The 16,602-nt window shown below is 61.6% G+C and carries 15 protein-coding genes and 1 pseudogene; 10 read left to right on the forward strand and 6 right to left on the reverse strand.

Annotated elements, in window-relative coordinates; translation table 11 throughout:
• Positions 1-2: 2 nt before the first annotated feature.
• The 6 genes from ACR809_RS11845 to pptA all read left to right on the forward strand — a co-directional run bounded on the left by ACR809_RS11845 (position 3) and on the right by pptA (position 4,094).
• On the forward strand, positions 3-512 hold the full coding sequence (locus ACR809_RS11845; protein ID WP_023283782.1) for a GNAT family N-acetyltransferase: 510 nt from the start codon (positions 3-5) through the stop codon (positions 510-512).
• A gap of 9 nt (positions 513-521) precedes the next feature.
• On the forward strand, positions 522-1,448 hold the full coding sequence (locus ACR809_RS11850; protein WP_004184216.1) for an amino acid ABC transporter permease: 927 nt from the start codon (positions 522-524) through the stop codon (positions 1,446-1,448).
• Entirely contained in the window at positions 1,432-2,211 is a 780-nt protein-coding gene (locus ACR809_RS11855; RefSeq protein WP_002906697.1) for an amino acid ABC transporter ATP-binding protein, read from the forward strand. The genes ACR809_RS11850 and ACR809_RS11855 overlap by 17 nt, the downstream gene beginning before the upstream one ends.
• 38 nt (positions 2,212-2,249) lie before the next feature.
• Positions 2,250-3,101, forward strand: coding sequence for a transporter substrate-binding domain-containing protein (locus tag ACR809_RS11860; RefSeq protein WP_072093194.1), 852 nt, complete (start codon positions 2,250-2,252; stop codon positions 3,099-3,101).
• Between the two features lie 77 nt (positions 3,102-3,178).
• Positions 3,179-3,796 carry a glutathione S-transferase family protein gene (locus tag ACR809_RS11865; protein ID WP_004175955.1) on the forward strand — a complete coding sequence of 206 codons (618 nt, stop codon included), beginning with the start codon at positions 3,179-3,181 and terminating at the stop codon, positions 3,794-3,796.
• Positions 3,797-3,866: 70 nt separating this feature from the next.
• Positions 3,867-4,094 carry a tautomerase PptA gene (gene pptA / locus ACR809_RS11870; RefSeq protein ID WP_002906690.1) on the forward strand — a complete coding sequence of 76 codons (228 nt, stop codon included), beginning with the start codon at positions 3,867-3,869 and terminating at the stop codon, positions 4,092-4,094.
• 39 nt (positions 4,095-4,133) lie between these two features.
• Here pptA and ACR809_RS11875 read toward each other — a convergent pair.
• Together ACR809_RS11875 and ACR809_RS11880 are read right to left on the reverse strand one after the other, a co-directional pair.
• Positions 4,134-4,208 (reverse strand): annotated as a pseudogene (locus ACR809_RS11875) (hypothetical protein); the annotation flags it as partial.
• A 9-nt stretch (positions 4,209-4,217) separates the two neighbouring features.
• Complete coding sequence (locus tag ACR809_RS11880; RefSeq protein ID WP_004151228.1) at positions 4,218-4,799, reverse strand: flavin reductase family protein; 582 nt, start codon at positions 4,797-4,799, stop codon at positions 4,218-4,220.
• Between the two features lie 211 nt (positions 4,800-5,010).
• Between ACR809_RS11880 and ACR809_RS11885 the strand changes: the two genes are divergently transcribed.
• From ACR809_RS11885 to nhoA, 4 genes are all read left to right on the forward strand, one after another.
• Positions 5,011-5,715, forward strand: a complete 705-nt coding sequence (locus ACR809_RS11885) for an ABC transporter ATP-binding protein (protein WP_162992536.1) — start codon at positions 5,011-5,013, stop codon at positions 5,713-5,715.
• Positions 5,712-6,680, forward strand: coding sequence for an ABC transporter substrate-binding protein (locus tag ACR809_RS11890; RefSeq protein WP_004189830.1), 969 nt, complete (start codon positions 5,712-5,714; stop codon positions 6,678-6,680). Before ACR809_RS11885 ends, ACR809_RS11890 begins: the two co-directional genes overlap by 4 nt.
• 57 nt (positions 6,681-6,737) lie before the next feature.
• Positions 6,738-8,393, forward strand: coding sequence for an ABC transporter permease (locus ACR809_RS11895; protein ID WP_122051271.1), 1,656 nt, complete (start codon positions 6,738-6,740; stop codon positions 8,391-8,393).
• A gap of 76 nt (positions 8,394-8,469) precedes the next feature.
• Positions 8,470-9,315 (forward strand): N-hydroxyarylamine O-acetyltransferase, encoded by an 846-nt coding sequence (gene nhoA, locus ACR809_RS11900; protein WP_002906551.1) that lies wholly within the window; start codon positions 8,470-8,472, stop codon positions 9,313-9,315.
• 550 nt (positions 9,316-9,865) lie between these two features.
• Here nhoA and narI read toward each other — a convergent pair.
• The 4 genes from narI to ACR809_RS11920 are packed head-to-tail and all read right to left on the reverse strand — an operon-like array spanning position 9,866 to position 16,519.
• Positions 9,866-10,546: a respiratory nitrate reductase subunit gamma gene (gene narI, locus ACR809_RS11905; protein ID WP_004175972.1), complete on the reverse strand. Its 681-nt coding sequence runs from the start codon at positions 10,544-10,546 to the stop codon at positions 9,866-9,868.
• Positions 10,543-11,238, reverse strand: coding sequence for a nitrate reductase molybdenum cofactor assembly chaperone (narW, locus tag ACR809_RS11910; RefSeq protein ID WP_002906547.1), 696 nt, complete (start codon positions 11,236-11,238; stop codon positions 10,543-10,545). Before narW ends, narI begins: the two co-directional genes overlap by 4 nt.
• Positions 11,238-12,782 (reverse strand): nitrate reductase subunit beta, encoded by a 1,545-nt coding sequence (gene narH, locus ACR809_RS11915; protein WP_004148517.1) that lies wholly within the window; start codon positions 12,780-12,782, stop codon positions 11,238-11,240. The genes narW and narH overlap by 1 nt, the downstream gene beginning before the upstream one ends.
• Entirely contained in the window at positions 12,779-16,519 is a 3,741-nt protein-coding gene (locus ACR809_RS11920) for a nitrate reductase subunit alpha (protein ID WP_122051272.1), read from the reverse strand. The genes narH and ACR809_RS11920 overlap by 4 nt, the downstream gene beginning before the upstream one ends.
• Positions 16,520-16,602 lie beyond the last annotated feature (83 nt).

Here is a 16,602-nt window from a genome sequence, read left to right on the forward strand (position 1 = left end):
CGATGAGCGAAGCATTCCGCGATATTTCTCCGGAGGCTCCGGAGCTGCAGCCGATTATTAGCGGGCTGTTTGCCGAATATGCCGCCCGCTACGGCGACTATTTTTCCCGCGATGCGGAAGTGGAGTTAAGTGAGTGGTATGTGCCGCCGCAGGGGCTGTTTATTGTCCTTGAGCGTGAGGGCGAAATTATCGCCACCGGCGCGTATAAGCCGAAGGATCGCCACACCGCGGAGATCAAACGTATCTGGACGCACCGCCGTCTGCGCCAGCAGGGGCTGGCGGCGAAGATGGTCCAGGAGCTGGAACGACGGGCGGTGCTGGCCGGGTACAGCCATATCTACCTGACCACCGGTTTCCGTCAGCCGGAGGCGGTAAAGCTCTATCTCAGCCAGGGGTATGAGGCGCAGTTTGACCTCACGCGAGACCCGGAAGAGTACAGTCAGCCGCCGTACGATGGCCGGCTGCGGTTCACTAAAGCGCTGGCGGTGAGCGCCTACAGCCACAGCGCCTGAGGAGGCATTATGCATTCATCTGAAACGATCAAAGTGGTGCCGGCGCGCTATCCGCTGCGGGTGGTCGGGGCTCTGGTCGCCCTGCTGGTGCTGGCGGTGGTGATCCAGTCGGTGGCCTTTAACCCGCGCTGGGAGTGGGGCGTCTTCGCCCGCTGGTTCTTCGACCCGGTGATCCTCGAGGGGCTGGGGCAAACCCTGCTCCTGACCCTGCTCGGCACGGTGCTAAGCGTGATCTTCGGCGGCCTGCTGGCGCTGGCCCGTTTGTCCTCATCGTGGCTGCTCAGCAGTCTCGCCTGGGGCTATATCTGGCTGTTTCGCTCGCTGCCGCTGATTGTGGTGCTGATCATTCTCTATAACTTTTCCTATCTCTACGACACCCTGTCGCTGGGGATCCCGTTTACCGGCGTGACCTGGGCCAGCTATCAGACCATTAACGTGCTGGGGCAATTCTCCACGGCGGTGGTGGGCCTGACCCTGGTGCAGAGCGCCTATACCGCGGAGATTATTCGCGGCGGCTTTCTCGGCGTCGACCACGGGCAGTATGAAGCCGCCGCCGCGCTGGGGCTACCCGCCTGGCGGCGCACGCTGCGCATTATTCTGCCGCAGGCGCTGCGCACCATCCTGCCATCCGGCTTCAACGAGATCATCAGTCTGGCCAAGGGAACGGCGATGGTGTACGTCCTGGCGATGCCGGAGCTGTTCTACACCATCCAGATGATCTACAACCGTACCCAGGAGGTGATCCCGCTGTTGATGGTCGGCGCCGCCTGGTATCTGGCGATCACCAGCGTCCTCTCCGCCATTCAGTATCTGGTGGAACGGGGCCTGGCGCGCAGCGAACGCCGCTCGGCGGTAAACAGCGCCCGCAGCAGCCGAACCACTCAATCCGCACGTCAAGCGCAGCCGCAGGAGGCCGTTCATGCCCAGCTCTCATAATGGCCATATCTCTATCACCGGAGTCAGCAAATACTATGGCCGCCACAAGGCGCTGGACGATGTGTCGCTGGAGATCCCCCCGGGCACGGTGACGGTGATCCTCGGCCCTTCCGGTTCGGGCAAGTCCACGCTGCTGCGCACCATAAATCACCTCGAACGGGTCGATGAGGGATTTATTCAGATTGACGGCGACTATATCGGCTATCGCCGCAAAGGCGACAAGCTGTATGAGATGAAAGAAAAGGAAATTCTTCGCCAGCGGATCAACGTCGGCTACGTGTTCCAGAACTTTAACCTGTTTCCGCACCTGACGGTGCTGGAGAACCTGATTGAGGCGCCGATCGCCCACCAGCAGGTCACGCGCAAAGAGGCCATTGCCCGCGCCTATGAGCTACTGGACGTCGTCGGACTGCGCAATAAAGCCGACGCCTGGTCGCGGCATCTCTCCGGCGGCCAGCAGCAGCGTATCGCCATTGCCCGGGCGCTGGCGCTGAACCCGCGGGTGATCCTGTTTGATGAACCCACCTCGGCGCTGGATCCCGAGCTGGTGGGCGAGGTGCTGGATGTCATCAAGAAGCTGGCGCGATCGGGCACCACCCTGGTGGTGGTCACCCATGAGATTGGCTTTGCCCGCGAGGTGGCCGACCAGGTGGTGTTTATGGTCGACGGCAGGATCGTCGAGCAGGGCAGCAGCGACGAGGTGCTCAACCATCCGCAGCATCCGCGTACCCGGCAGTTTTTATCCAGGGTGCTGCCGTCATGAACAGAGCGCTAATGACCCTTGTTCTCAGCGCTTTTGCCATGAGCGCTCACGCGGCGCTGGATCTGCGCGCCAATGAGCAGCCATTGCCGGTCACCCGCGACCCGCAGGCGATAGCGAAAATTCCGCCGGGCTATCGCTTCGTCGAGCCGGGGACGCTAACGGTGGCGATCTCGGCGCTCAATTCGCCGCCGCTGGCCCTGCTAGCCAGCGACAACCGCACGCGGATCGGTAGCGACCCGGATATAGCCCGCCTGCTGGCCGGAAGCCTTGGCCTGAAGCTCAGGCTGGTGCCCACCGCGTGGGAGGACTGGCCGCTGGGCATCGCCTCCGGCCGCTACGATGTGGCGCTGATCAATATCGCGGTAACCGAGAAGCGCAAAGAGAAGTTCGATTTTGCGACTTACCGGGTGGACTCCCTGGCCTTCTCGGTGAAATCCACCAGCGACATCGCCGCGGTAAACGGACCCGCCGATCTCGCGGGGCGCAAAGTGATCGTCGGGTCCGGCACCAATCAGGAGCGGATCCTGCTGGGCTGGAACGAGGACAACCGCGCCGCCGGACGGCCGCAGGCCCAGCCGGTCTACCTGACCGATGATGCCTCCGGCAATCTCTATATCCAGTCCGGGCGGGCGGATATCTTTTTCGGCCCGCAGTCGGTGGCAGCCTATAAAGCGGCGCTTAACGGCCAGACCCGGGTGGTGGGCCTGGGGCCGAAAAAAGCGTGGGTGGCGACAACCACCAAAAAAGGCAACGGCCTGGTCTATGCCCTGCAGGCAGCCCTCGACGGGGCGATTGCCCGCGGTGAATATCAGCAGGTGCTGGCGCGTTGGGGGGAGCAGGGCGAAGCGGTGGCGCAGTCGGTGGTCAACCCGCCGGGGATAACCTACTAACCCCCAGTGGCATGGTGTGCCGGGTGGGTGAGCGGCAAATTTCTGCCTACACTTAGGCTTTACCCTGGAGGCAGACCATGATAACCGTTTATGGCGTGCCGGGATGGGGCTCGACGATTAGCGAGCTGATGCTCTCCCTGGCCGATATTCCCTACGAGGTGGTTGACGTGGAGGGCTTTGACCAGCCCGGTCCGGCGCGCGAGCGTCTGCGGCAGATTAATCCGCTGTGCCAGGTGCCCACCCTGCGGCTGGCCGACGGGAGCATCATGACCGAAACCGCCGCCATCGCGCTGATGATCCTCGACCAGCGTCCCGATCTGGCCCCCGCGCCGGGGACGCCACAGCGTCCGCAGTTTCAGCGCCTGCTGGTCTGGCTGGTGGCCAATGTCTATCCTACCTTTACCTATGCCGATTACCCGGAACGCTGGGCGCCCGCCGCCGCGGAGCAGCTGGTGGAGAATTGTCGCCAGTACCGGAAAAATCTCTATCTCTGGTTCGAACAGCAGCTGGCCGCCGGGCCGTGGGCGCTGGGCGCGTCGGTAACGTTGCTGGATTGCTATATCGCGGCGATGTACCGCTGGGGACCCCGCCAGGCGTGGTTTGACGACCACGCGCCAAAATTCGCCGCCATCGCCCGGGCGGTCTGTCAGCGACCGGAGCTGGCCGCGGCGCTACGCCGTAACAAGCTGATTTAACGCACGCGATGCCAACCATAACGGCCATTCTGTGGTAGCGTTATGGCTCTGATCACAAGGAGTCTTTGCTATGCCGCATGTTGATATTAAATGCTTTCCCCGTGAACTGACTGATGAACAAAAAACCGCGCTGGCCGCCGACATCACTGAGGTGCTGATCCGCCATCTGAACAGCAAAGAGAGCGCCGTCAGCGTCGCACTCACTCAGGTTGAGCCGGACGCGTGGCAGGCGGTGTGGGACAGTGAGATCGCCCCGCAGATGGCACAGTTGATTAAGAAGCCGGGTTATAGCATGTAGTTGCCACTGGCGGGCATGATGTCCGCCAGTGACACTCGGTCAGAACCAAATCTCCGTCTGCACGCCGAAGTTCCATGTCCCACCGGCGGTAAAGCCTTTGCTGCCGAAATCGTCGAGAACGGTTTATTCGTCGAGGGAGTTTGCCCGCACATGACGGCCGCTGGCGACAAAATTGCCGGTGCCCAGATGATGCAGGGTATTGAGCTTATCGTCGTCGAATTGCCAGCGTCCGGTGACGAACGCGCGCTCATCGGCGGCGGCAGAGACCACCTCTCCGAACAGGGTATCGTACTGGGTCTGGGCCGCCGTCGCCGGCAGCAACCGGCACTCCATCCATGCCAGACATTTCTCCTCGATCAGCGGCAGCCCCAGCTCCGGACCGGTTACTACCGGGATCCCCCAGGCATTGAATTTGTCCTCATCGCGGCCGCTGACGCTGCCGACGGCGTAGGTCCAGCTGGCGGCTGCGACGCCGGGAACCACAATGCCGAAGGTGCCATTGCGCTCGATGATCTCCCGCGTCCAGGTGCTTTTATCCACCACGATAGCCACCCGCGGCGGGGCGAATTCCACCGGCATTGACCAGGCGGCGGCCATAACGTTGCGCCGGTCGGACGGGGCATCGTAGCTGGTGATCAAAATGGTTGGGCCGTGGTTGAGCAGGCGGCTGGCGTACTGCAGTTCAACGTGGCGAAAGCGGCTCATAGGCGTTCCTTGAATAATGGGTCGGTTGGCAGGTAACACGTTAAGCCGCAATGAAAATGTAATCAATACGTCATCTCGTCTGACTATAGTCGCCAGCACTAAGTCCCAAAGAGGATCACAATATGTTGGCTCCCCTGATGCTATCCCAGGTGAGCGTGCCCCGTCGGATGTCGACCGCCGGGCTGGTCTCGCTGTCCCGAAAGGGAGGGCGATGATGCGCACGCTGACCTCTATCACCCTGCAGGAGGTCTCTTTCGCCTTCGCAGAGACCCCTATTCTTGACCGCTTCACGTTGCATATCGAACCCGGCCGCATCGTGGCGCTACTGGGCCCTTCCGGCTGCGGCAAAAGCACGTTGCTGCGTCTGCTGGCCGGGCTGAGCGTGCCGGCCAGCGGCGAAATCCGCTTTGGCGACAGGCTGGTCGCCAGCGCAGGATGGGGATTGCCCCCGGAGCAGCGCGATATCGGCATGGTTTTTCAGGATTATGCCCTCTGGCCGCATATGAGCGTGGCGCAGAACGTCGCCTTTCCGCTGCGCATGCGCGGCGTCTCCCGCAGCGAACGCGAGCGCCGGGTCAGCGAGGCGCTGGCGCGGGTAGGCCTCAACGGCTTTGCCGAACGTAAGCCTTCAGGCCTCTCCGGCGGTCAGCAGCAACGGGTGGCGCTGGCGCGGGCGATCGTCGCCGCGCCGCGGGTGCTGCTGTTTGATGAACCGCTCTCCAACCTGGACAGCGAACTGCGCGAATCGCTGTGTGGCGAAATGAGCCGCCTGCTGCGACAGCTCGGCATCACCGCCCTGTATGTCACCCATGACCGACGTGAAGCCGAGCTGTTAGCCGACCAGATTGTCTATTTATCCGCGGGCCGCGTGGCCGCTGTCCGCGCCGTTACGCCAACCTCAGGGGAAGTTGCATGAACACCGTTATGACCGTTAAGAAAGGAGTGGTACTCGCGATGGCTCTCTCCGCCATGATGCTCTCCAGCGCCCATGCGCTGACCGTTTACACCGCCGGACCCGGCTCGCTGGCGAAAAGCCTGGCCAGCGGTTTTGAACAACAGACCGGGGTGAAGGTGACCGTTTTTCAGGCCACCACCGGCAAAGTGATGGCCCGACTGGAGGCCGAGCAGGCCAACCCGCAGGCGGATGTGCTGATCTCCGCCTCGTGGGATACCGCCGAAGATCTGCACCAGCGGGGCTGGTTGTTGCCTTTTGCGAGCGCCAACGCCGACCAGGTACCGGCGAACCTGAAATCGGCGGACTATATCGCCCAGGGCGTCTCCGCCCTGGGTATTGTCTGGAACAGTAAAAGCGGCACCCCGGAACCGAAAGAGTGGCGGGATCTCACCCAGCCGGCGTTTAAAGACAAGGTGACAACCCCCGACCCGGCGCTCTCCGGCGCGTCGCTGGATTTGCTGATCGGGCTGCAAAACAGCATGGGCGACCAGGCCTGGCAACTGTTTGACGATCTGAAAAAGAACGGCATGGTAGTCAGCGGACCCAACGCCCAGGCGGTGACGCCGGTGATGCAGGGAGCGAAAGCGGCGGTGTTTGGCGCGGTGGATTATGTCTCCTACGGCAACATTCAGCAGGGCGAGTCGCTGAAGGTGATCTTCCCGGCCAGCGGAACGGTGATTGCCCCGCGCCCGATGATGATCCTCAAAACCAGCCAGCATCCCGGCGAGGCCAAAGCCTTTATCGATTACGTGCTGTCGCCGGAAGGTCAGGCGAAGGTCGCCGACGCCTGGCTGATGCCCGCCCGCCGCGACGTGGCGGCTAAACGTCCGCTACTGGACGCGCTGAAGGTGCTACCCACCACCAGCGAGGGCAGCAGCGAGCGGGGCGCCGTGCTCGCCCGCTTCAGTCAGCTGTACGCGCAGTAATTGATCCCGTTTCTCCGGCGCTGGCCGCCGGAGGACCCTCAGCTTCAGGAACCGGTTGTGAAACAAACATTCCTTTCCGGCGCGACCCTTGCCGCCCTGGTGATGCTGGTCGCGTTACCGTTAGTGTTTATTCTGCTGCAGGCGATTTTTCCCCATTTTAGCGCCGGTTCGCTCGGGGACGCCTTTGGCGGCATCCCGGCGCTGCTGGCCGATCCTCAGCTGCCGGCGATGCTCGGCGGTACGCTGTGGATCGCCGCCGGCGTGGCGCTGGTCAGCGTAATGATTGGCCTGCCGCTCGGCATCCTGCGCGGTATGTTTTCGCTGCCGCTGCCCCGGCTGTGGGATCTCCTGTTTTTGATCCCCTTTCTGACGCCGCCCTATATCTCGGCGCTCTCCTGGATGCTGGCCCTGCAAAGCCAGGGCTATCTGCAGCAGCTGACCGGCTGGCAGCTGAACGATCTGCTGTTCAGCCGCAGCGGGATCGTGCTGGTGATGACCTTTAACATATTTCCGGTGGTCTACTTTGCCGTCTCCCGCAGCCTGCTGGCGAGCGGGACCCGGCTGGCGGTGGTCGCCCGCGTCCATGGCGCCAGCGCCTGGCGCGCCTTCTGGCACGTGACGCTACCGATGCTCTCTCCGGCGCTGGCGGCGGGGATGCTGCTGGCGTTTACCCTCGCCATCGAGGAGTTTGGCGTACCGGCGGCGCTGGGCAACCGGGCGGGAGTGGTGATGCTGACGGTCGGTATTGAGAAAAAGCTGGCCGACTGGCCGGTGGATCTCCCTGGCGCCGCGCTATTGTCGCTGCTGCTGATGGCGGTGGCGTTGTTCGCCTGGTGGCTGCAAAGGCGGCTGGTGGGGGAGAAAGAGGTCACCAGCGTTACCGGTAAGCCGGGGGAGAACCACGGGGCATCGCTGGGCTGGATGACGCTGCCCGCCGTGCTGGCGATGGCGGCCGTCGGCGGCCTGGCGGTCGGCGTCCCCGCCGTCTCGATGATGCTCACCAGCGTGATGGGCACGCTCTCCGGTGGCGTGAGTGTTGAGAATGTCACACTGCGTCATTTCGCGGCGCTGTTTGACCAGCAGGGAGATGCCCTGTCGGCCCTCGGCACCAGCCTGTCGCTGGCCCTGGGTTCGGCGCTAATCGTCGGCGCGCTGGGCCTGCTGGCCGCCTGGCTGGTGATGGTGCAGAAGATTAAAGGGCGCGGGATGGTGGACGCGCTGTCGCTGATGCCGGCGGCGCTGCCGGGCGTGGTGGTGGGGGTCGGTTTGATTCTGCTGTGGAATCAGCCCTTCTGGCCGCGCTCGCCCTATAACACGCTGTGGATGCTGCTGCTCTCCTATTGCTGCCTGCTGTTGCCCTGGCCGGTGCGCTATGTCGGCAGCGCGCTGCGCCAGCTGGGCCCGAACCTTGAGCCCGCCGCCAGGGTGCATGGGGCGTCGCCACTGCAGGCGCTGCGGTTGATTGTCCTGCCGCTGGTCTTTCCGGCGCTGCTGGCGGCGATGCTGATGGTGTTCGCGGTGGCCTCCCGGGAGCTGGTGAGCTCGCTGCTGCTCTCTCCGGCCGGTACGCAAACCGTGGCGGTGTTTATCTGGCGCCAGTTCGAACAGGGTTCCGTCGGTCAGGGCATGGCGATGGCCAGCCTGACGTTGTTGACTGGTCTGGTCCTGATGCTGACGGCGCTGGCGCTGATGCAGCGCCGCACGTGCGGTTAACGCTAAGCGCACAAAAAAGACGGTCGGCGCGGAAAAATAGGCTATAAATGTCGGACACCTACAGCTGGAGGCCCTGATGAGTCCCTTTTTACGCGCCTATTTTTCCCGTCTGAGCTGGACGGGTGAGCCTGATGTTTCCATCGATACCCTGCGGGAACTGCATCTGCAGCATAACAGCGCCATCCCCTTTGAAAACCTCGATGTCCTGCTGCCGCGTGAAATCCACCTTGACGATGGGGCGCTGGAAGAGAAGCTGATCGCCGCCCGCCGCGGGGGGTATTGTTTTGAACAGAATGGCCTGCTGGAGCGCGCGCTGCGCGAGATAGGCTTTAACGTCCGCAGCCTGCTGGGCCGCGTGGTGCTGGCCAACCCGCCGCAGATGCCGCCGCGTACTCACCGTCTGTTGCTGGTGGAGGTGGCGGGGGAGCGCTGGATCGCCGACGTCGGCTTCGGCGGCCAGACGCTGACCGCGCCGATCAAACTGCTGGCCGATATTCCACAGCAAACGCCGCACGGCAGCTATCGTCTGGTGCATGAAGGGGATGAGTGGACGCTGCAGTTCAACCATCACGAACACTGGCAGTCGATGTACCATTTCGATTTAGGCCGCCAGTATGCGTCTGATTATGTGATGGGCAACTTCTGGTCGGCGCACTGGCCGCAGTCCCACTTCCGTCACCATCTGCTGATGTGTCGTCATCTCCCGGACGGCGGCAAAATGACCCTCACCAACTTCCACTTTACCCACTGGGAGAATAACCATGTGGTGGAGAAGGTCGATTTTGCCGATGTCTCCGCGCTGTATGAAGCGCTGCAGACCCGTTTCGGCCTGGGGGTGGACGATCCTAAACATGGCTTCAGCGAAGCGGCGCTGGCGGCGGTGATGGCGGCGTTCGATACCCATCCGGAAGCCGGGAAGTAAATCTCCCCATGCCCGGCGGCGCTGCGCTTGCGCGGGCCTGCGAGGTTTGAGCCTGTAAGAGGACTCTGTAGGCCGGGTAAGGCGACAGCCGCCACCCGGCGAAATTACAGGTACCGTGCCTGATATCTTACCCGGCGGCGCTGCGCCTGCGCGGGCCTGCGAGGTTTGAGCCTGTGAGAGGCCCCTGTAGGCCGGGCAAGGCGTAGCCGCCACCCGGCGAAATTACAGGTACCGTGCCTGATATCTTGCCCGGCGGCGCTGCGCTTGTGAGAGTCTACGGGGTATGAGCCTGTAAGAGGACCCTGTAGGCCGGGCAAGGCGACAGCCGCCACCCGGCGAAATTACAGGTACCGTGTTTGATACCTTGCCCGGCGGCGCTGCGCCTGCGCGGGCCTACGGGGTATGAGCCTGTGAGAGGCCCCTGTAGGCCGGATAAGGCGTAGCCGCCATCCGGCATAAAGCCTGGAGCCAGGTACGATAAATACCCGGACTTGGCGCGAAGGCCTCGTCCGGGCTACCGGTAAGGATGAATGGTAAACGCCGCCAGCGCTCAGCGCCGGGAGCGTACCACCTGGTAACGCCGGGTGAAATACTCCACCGGCGCGCTCCAGACGTGAACCAGGCGGGTGAAGGGGAAGATCAGAAAGATGGTCATTCCGAGCACCAGGTGGACGCGGTAAATCCATGCGACACCGTCCAGATGCGCCGAGGCGCCGCCGTGGAAGGTGACCACCGCCTGCGCCCAGTCCACCAGCTTGAGCATTTCGCTGCCGTCCGGATGCTGGGCGGAGAAGGGGATGGTTGTCAGCCCCAGCGCGCACTGAATCAGCAGAATGCACAGGATCAAAATATCCGCGGTCGTGGAGGTGGCGCGAATTCGCGGGTTGGTCAGGCGGCGCATCAGCAGGCCGATACCGCCTACCAGGGTCAGCACGCCGCAGATGCCGCCAAGGATCATGGCCATCAGCTGCTTCTGGGACATCGGCAGGAACCACGAGTAGACCCAGTGTGGGGTCAGCATGCCAAAGAGATGGCCAAAGAAGATGCCGAGAATGCCGATATGAAATAAGTTCGACCATAGCACCATCCCGCGCTTATCCAGCATCTGGCTGGATGAGGCGCGCCAGGTATACTGCCCGTAATCGTAGCGCAGCCAGCTGCCCACCAGAAAGACGGTGCCGCACAGGTAAGGGTAGATATCGTAAAAGAAGACGTTCAGATACTGGATCATTTCGGGCCTCCGGCGCGGATGTCAACGTACTGCGGCGCCACATCCTGACTAAAGCGTCGTTGATAAGCTTGCATCGACGAGCTATCGCAAGCGGTCGCATTATCTTCGATAAACTTCACCTGCTCTTCTTCCCACACGGCGTCCAGCGCCTGACGGGTATCGTCGCGCTTTTCTCCTGCCACCTGTTTTGTGACACTGTCACTGGTGAGCGGGCTTTTAGCCAGCGCCAGCAGGGCGTCAAACAGCTGGTAGTACGGGCAGGCTCGCTGCTTAAGACGGCCGCCGATCAGCGCCAGAATCGGCGCGATATTCTGCAGCCCCTCCCGAGCCTCCGCGGGAGGTAGAATACTGAGATACTCCAGATACAGCGGCAGATGGTCGGGCAGCTCGCGACAATCGATCTGCAGACCCGCCTGCTGATACTGATTCATCAGGTCGACCATCGCCTGGCCGCGGTCGCGGGATTCGGCATGCACATGTTCAAACAGCAGCAGCGAGGTGGCGCGCCCGCGCTCGAACACCTCGCACCATTCGGCCTGGCGATCCAACAGCGGAGCCGTCAACAGCTCACCGACAAACGGCGTCAGGGAAGGGACATCGGCCCTGATCAGCGCCAGGGCGTCGTCGCGGTTCTCCCACAGTAACTCGTCGGGGTACTCCAGCAGCAGACCGATCACTTTCAGGATCCGCATCACTCGCCCTCCCCATGCTTACGCACGCCGCTGACGTCGATGGCGTCGATCCGCCGGCTGTTAAACAGGTTGAATTTCGTATCTGACCCGTGGCAGCCATCGCCGAAGGTAAAGCCGCAGCCGTTTCGTTCCGGAAAGGCATCCTCCGCCAGTTCGCGATGGCTGGTGGGGATCACGAAGCGGTCTTCGTAGTTGGCGATCGCCAGATAGCGATACATCTCTTCGACCTGCTCAACGCTGAGGCCCACCTCTTCAATGGCCCGGGTATCGGTGACGCCCTCGACGGTTTGCGAGCGCTTGTAGTGGCGCATCGCCATCATCCGTTTCAGCGCGCGCAAGACCGGTCCGGTATCGCCGGCGCTCAGCAGATTCGCCAGGTATTGCACCGGGATGCGCAGACTCTCAACCGCCGGCAGGATGTTGCCGTTGCTCGGTAAACCGCCGGCGTCGGCAACCGACTGGATCGGCGACAGGGGCGGCACGTACCAGACCATCGGCAGGGTGCGATACTCCGGATGCAGCGGCAGGGCCAGCTTCCAGTCCATCGCCAGCTTATAGACCGGCGACTTCTGCGCCGCCTCAATGACGTTGTGCGGGATCCCTTGCTTTAGCGCTTCCTCGATGACCGCCGGATCGTTTGGATTAAGGAACACCTCGCACTGGCGCTCATAGAGGTCGGTTTCATGTTCGGTACTAGCCGCCTCTTCAATACGGTCGGCGTCATACAGCAGTACGCCAAGATAGCGGATGCGCCCGACGCAGGTTTCTGAGCAGACCGTTGGCTGCCCGGACTCAATGCGCGGATAGCAGAAGATACATTTTTCCGACTTACCGCTCTTCCAGTTAAAGTAGATTTTTTTGTACGGGCAGCCGCTGATGCACATCCGCCAGCCGCGGCATTTATCCTGATCGATCAGTACGATGCCATCTTCCTCACGCTTGTAGATGGCGCCGCTCGGGCAGGTGGCCACGCAGCTCGGGTTGAGGCAGTGCTCGCACAGGCGCGGGAGATACATCATGAAGGTATTTTCGAACTGGCCGTACATCTCTTTTTGCATGGCTTCGAAGTTACGGTCGCGGGCGCGTTTCTCGAATTCGCCGCCGAGCAGCTCCTCCCAGTTCGGGCCCCAGTTAATCTTATCCATACGCTCGCCGCTGATCAGCGAGCGCGGGCGGGCGGTCGGCAGATATTTGCCCTCCGGCGCGTTGTGCAGGTGCTGGTAGTCGTAGGTAAAGGGTTCGTAGTAATCGTCGATCGCCGGCAGCACCGGGTTGGCGAAAATCTTCGATAACACGCTGACCCGATTGCCGAGGCGGGGCGTCAGCTTACCGCTAATGCCGCGGATCCAGCCGCCTTGCCACTGATCCTGGTCCTCCCAGTTTTTGGGGTAGCCAATGCCCGGTTTGGTCTCCACGTTATTGAACCACGCGTACTCCATGCCTTCGCGGCTGCTCCAGACGTTTTTACAGGTGACCGAGCAGGTGTGACAGCCGATGCATTTGTCCAGATTCAGCACCATTCCAACCTGAGAACGGATTTTCATTTTTTCGCCTCCTGTACCTGATCGCGACCTTCGTCATCCAGCCAGGCAATATTCTTCATTTTGCGGATCATGATGAACTCGTCGCGGTTCGATCCGACGGTGCCGTAGTAGTTAAAGCCATAGGCCAGCTGGGCGTAGCCGCCAATCATGTGCGTTGGCTTCGGACAGACGCGGGTTACCGAGTTATGAATGCCGCCGCGACGACCGGTCACTTCCGAACCCGGGATATTCATAATCCGTTCCTGAGCGTGGTACATCATGGTCATCCCCGGCGGCACCCGCTGGCTCACCACCGCCCGCGCGGTGAGAGCCCCGTTGGCGTTGAACGCTTCAATCCAGTCGTTATCTTCAATGCCCAGCTCTTTCGCGTCGGTTTCGCTAAGCCAGACGATCGGCCCGCCGCGCGACAGCGTCAGCATCAGCAGGTTTTCGCTATAGGTTGAGTGGATCCCCCACTTCTGGTGCGGCGTCAGGAAATTCAGCGCTTTTTCCGGAAAGCCGTTTGGCGGCACGGCCTTCATCTGGCTGACGCTGCGGGTATCAATGGGCGGGCGATAGGCTACCAGGCTTTCGCCGAAGGCGCGCATCCACGGATGGTCCTGATACAACTGCTGGCGGCCGGAGAGAGTGCGCCATGGGATCAGCTCATGTACGTTGGTATAACCGGCATTGTAGGAGACGTGCTCGCTTTCCAGTCCGGACCACGTCGGGCTGGAGATAATTTTGCGCGGCTGCGCCTGAATATCGCGAAAGCGGATCTTCTCATCCTCTTTATTGAGCGCCAGATGGGTATGATCGCGGCCGGTAAACTCTCCCAGCGCCTGCCAGGCTTTCACCGCCACCTGGCCGTTGGTTTCCGGCGCGAGGCTGAGAATAACTTCAGAGGCGTCAATGGCGCTGTCGATCCGCGGCCGGCCTTTGGCCGGACCATCGGGCTTGACGTAGTTAAGCTTGCCGAGGAAATCGACTTCGCTTTGCGTATTCCACGCAATGCCTTTTCCGCCGTTGCCAAGCTTATCGAGCAGCGGGCCGAGAGAGGTGAAGCGTTCCCAGGTGGCAGGATAGTCGCGTTCCACCAGGGCAATCGACGGTGCGGTTTTCCCGGGGATCAGATCGCATTCGCCCTTGCGCCAGTCAAGCACCTCGAACGGCTGCGACAGTTCGCCGGGGGAATCATGCTGCAGCGGGACCAGCACCACATCGGTCTCTTTGCCAAGATGGCCGACGCAGACCTGCGAGAAGGATTTAGCGATATCCTTGTAGATCTCCCAGTCGCTTTTCGCCTCCCAGGCCGGGTCGACGGCGGCGGAGAGCGGGTGGATAAACGGGTGCATGTCCGAGGTGTTCATATCGTCTTTTTCATACCAGGTGGCGGTCGGCAGGACAATATCGGAGAAGAGACAGGTACTGGACATGCGGAAATCGAGGGTCACCAGGAGATCGAGTTTGCCCTCAATCGCCGCGGTCTGCCACTCGACTTCCTCAGGTTTTACCTCATCGCTGGCGCCCAGTTCATCACCCTGAATACCGCTGTCGGTCCCGAGCAGGTATTTCAACATGTACTCATGCCCCTTACCGGACGATCCCAGCAGGTTTGAGCGCCAGATAAACAGGTTGCGCGGATGGTTTTTGCCGCTATCCGGCTGCTCGGCGGCAAAGCGAATATCGCCTGATTTTAACGACTGGACGGTGAACTCCGCGGGGGAGAGCCCGGCGGCCTCGGCCTGCTGCTTAATGGTCAGCGGGTTGACGTTGAGCTGGGGCGCAGAGGGTAACCAGCCCATCCGTTCCGCACGGACGTTGAAGTCGATAAGGCTGCCGCTAAATTTGCTGGCGTCGGCCAGCGGCGACAGCAGCTCCTGCGCGGTCAGTTTTTCGTAGCGCCACTGGCTGGCGTGGTTGTAGAAATAAGAGGTACTGTTCATCTGCCGCGGCGGACGACTCCAGTCCAGGGCGAACGCCAGCGGCAGCCAGCCGGTCTGCGGGCGCAGTTTCTCCTGACCGACATAGTGCGACCAGCCGCCGCCGCTCTGGCCGACGCAGCCGCAAAATACCAGCAGATTAATCATCCCGCGGTAGTTCATATCCATGTGGTACCAGTGGTTCACCCCGGCGCCGAGGATAATCATTGAGCGGCCGTGGGTCTTATGCGCCGTATCGGCAAACTCGCGGGCGATTTGTTCGATATGTTGACGCGGTACGCCGGTGATCTGCTCCGCCCATGCCGGGGTATAGGCTTTGACCTCGGCGAAATCCTTCGCCGCATTGACATCGTCAAGCCCGCGATCCAGACCGTAGTTGGCCAGAATCAGGTCATAGACGCTGACCACCAGGCCGCTTTCGCCACTGGCCAGCGTCAGCTGTTTAGCCGGTAGCGGGTGAAGGGTCACCGGTGACTGCGCTACGCTGCGAAAATGCGGGTTTTCGTTGCCGCCAAAGTAGGGGAAGCCCACCGACACCACGCTGTCGCGAATATCCAGCAGCGACAGCTTAAGCTCGACATCTTTGCCGTCTGCCCGTTGTTCGAGATTCCATTTGCCTTTTTCGCCCCAGCGAAAGCCGATGGAGCCGTTCGGCGCCACCAGTTCGCCGTCGCTGTTATAAGCCACGGTTTTCCATTCCGGGTTATTACTTTCTCCGAGACCGTCAAGCAGGTCGGAAGCACGCAGCATACGGCCCGGCGTATAGCTGCCGTCGTCGCGCGGCTCGAGTATCACTAGCATCGGCATGTCGGTGTAGGTCCGGCAGTAGTTGAGAAAGTAATCGCTCGGGTTATCGAGGTGGAAGGCTTTGAGGATCACATGGCCCATGGCCATCGCCAGCGCGCTGTCGGTGCCTTGCTTCGGCGCCAGCCACTGGTCGCAGAGCTTAGCGACTTCCGAATAGTCCGGCGTGATGGCGATAGTTTTGGTGCCCTTGTAGCGCACTTCGGTAAAGAAGTGGGCGTCCGGGGTTCGGGTCTGCGGCACGTTGGAGCCCCAGGCAATAATGTAGCTGGAGTTGTACCAGTCGGCGGATTCCGGCACGTCGGTCTGTTCGCCCCAGGTCATCGGCGAGGCGGGGGGCAGATCGCAGTACCAGTCATAAAAGCTCAGGCAGGTGCCGCCAATCAACGATAAATAGCGAGTGCCCGCGGCGTAGGAGACCATCGACATCGCCGGGATCGGCGAGAAGCCGGCGACGCGGTCCGGGCCATAATGTTTGATGGTCCAGACGTTGGCGGCGGCGATGAGCTGGTTCAGCTCTTTCCAGCTGGAGCGGACAAAACCGCCTTTGCCGCGCGCCGCTTTATAGCTGCGTGTTTTTGCCGGATCCTGCATGATGCTATCCCATGCCAGCACCGGGTCGGGATGCTGCGCCAGGGCTTCGCGCCACAGCTCAATCAGTCGTTTACGCGCCAGCGGGTACTTCAGGCGGTTGGCGCTGTAGAGATACCAGGAGTAGCTGGCGCCGCGCGGGCAGCCGCGCGGTTCGTGATTTGGCAGATCCGGCCGGGTGCGCGGATAATCGGTCTGCTGGGTTTCCCAGGTAACGAGGCCGTTTTTGACGTAAATTTTCCAGCTGCAGGAGCCGGTGCAGTTCACACCGTGCGTGGAGCGGACAATTTTGTCGAATTGCCAGCGTTGACGGTAGCTATCTTCCCAGTCACGGTTGTTGTTGTAGACCTGGCCGTGGCCGTTGGCAAAGGTCTCGCCCTTCTGCTTAAAGTAGCGAAAGCGATCCAGAAGTTTACTCATGACATTTCTCCTGCTCCGATAATGTCCGGCATCGTGCCACCCGGCCGGATGAGCGAACGAACTCGTAAGGCCGGATAAGGCGT

The sequence above is a fragment of the Klebsiella sp. CD33 genome (assembly GCF_051992865.1).
Lineage (GTDB): Bacteria > Pseudomonadota > Gammaproteobacteria > Enterobacterales > Enterobacteriaceae > Klebsiella > Klebsiella pneumoniae.

Bases quoted from the DNA above. Each gene is read 5' to 3' on its own strand.
- ACR809_RS11845 (WP_023283782.1), top strand. From the start codon at position 3: ATGAGCGAAGCATTCCGCGATATTTCTCCGGAGGCTCCGGAGCTGCAG.
- ACR809_RS11850 (WP_004184216.1), top strand. From the start codon at position 522: ATGCATTCATCTGAAACGATCAAAGTGGTGCCGGCGCGCTATCCGCTG.
- ACR809_RS11855 (WP_002906697.1), top strand. From the start codon at position 1,432: ATGCCCAGCTCTCATAATGGCCATATCTCTATCACCGGAGTCAGCAAA.
- ACR809_RS11860 (WP_072093194.1), top strand. From the start codon at position 2,250: ATGAGCGCTCACGCGGCGCTGGATCTGCGCGCCAATGAGCAGCCATTG.
- ACR809_RS11865 (WP_004175955.1), top strand. From the start codon at position 3,179: ATGATAACCGTTTATGGCGTGCCGGGATGGGGCTCGACGATTAGCGAG.
- pptA (WP_002906690.1), top strand. From the start codon at position 3,867: ATGCCGCATGTTGATATTAAATGCTTTCCCCGTGAACTGACTGATGAA.
- ACR809_RS11880 (WP_004151228.1), bottom strand. From the start codon at position 4,799: ATGAGCCGCTTTCGCCACGTTGAACTGCAGTACGCCAGCCGCCTGCTC.
- ACR809_RS11885 (WP_162992536.1), top strand. From the start codon at position 5,011: ATGATGCGCACGCTGACCTCTATCACCCTGCAGGAGGTCTCTTTCGCC.
- ACR809_RS11890 (WP_004189830.1), top strand. From the start codon at position 5,712: ATGAACACCGTTATGACCGTTAAGAAAGGAGTGGTACTCGCGATGGCT.
- nhoA (WP_002906551.1), top strand. From the start codon at position 8,470: ATGAGTCCCTTTTTACGCGCCTATTTTTCCCGTCTGAGCTGGACGGGT.
- narI (WP_004175972.1), bottom strand. From the start codon at position 10,546: ATGATCCAGTATCTGAACGTCTTCTTTTACGATATCTACCCTTACCTG.
- narW (WP_002906547.1), bottom strand. From the start codon at position 11,238: ATGCGGATCCTGAAAGTGATCGGTCTGCTGCTGGAGTACCCCGACGAG.
- narH (WP_004148517.1), bottom strand. From the start codon at position 12,782: ATGAAAATCCGTTCTCAGGTTGGAATGGTGCTGAATCTGGACAAATGC.
- ACR809_RS11920 (WP_122051272.1), bottom strand. From the start codon at position 16,519: ATGAGTAAACTTCTGGATCGCTTTCGCTACTTTAAGCAGAAGGGCGAG.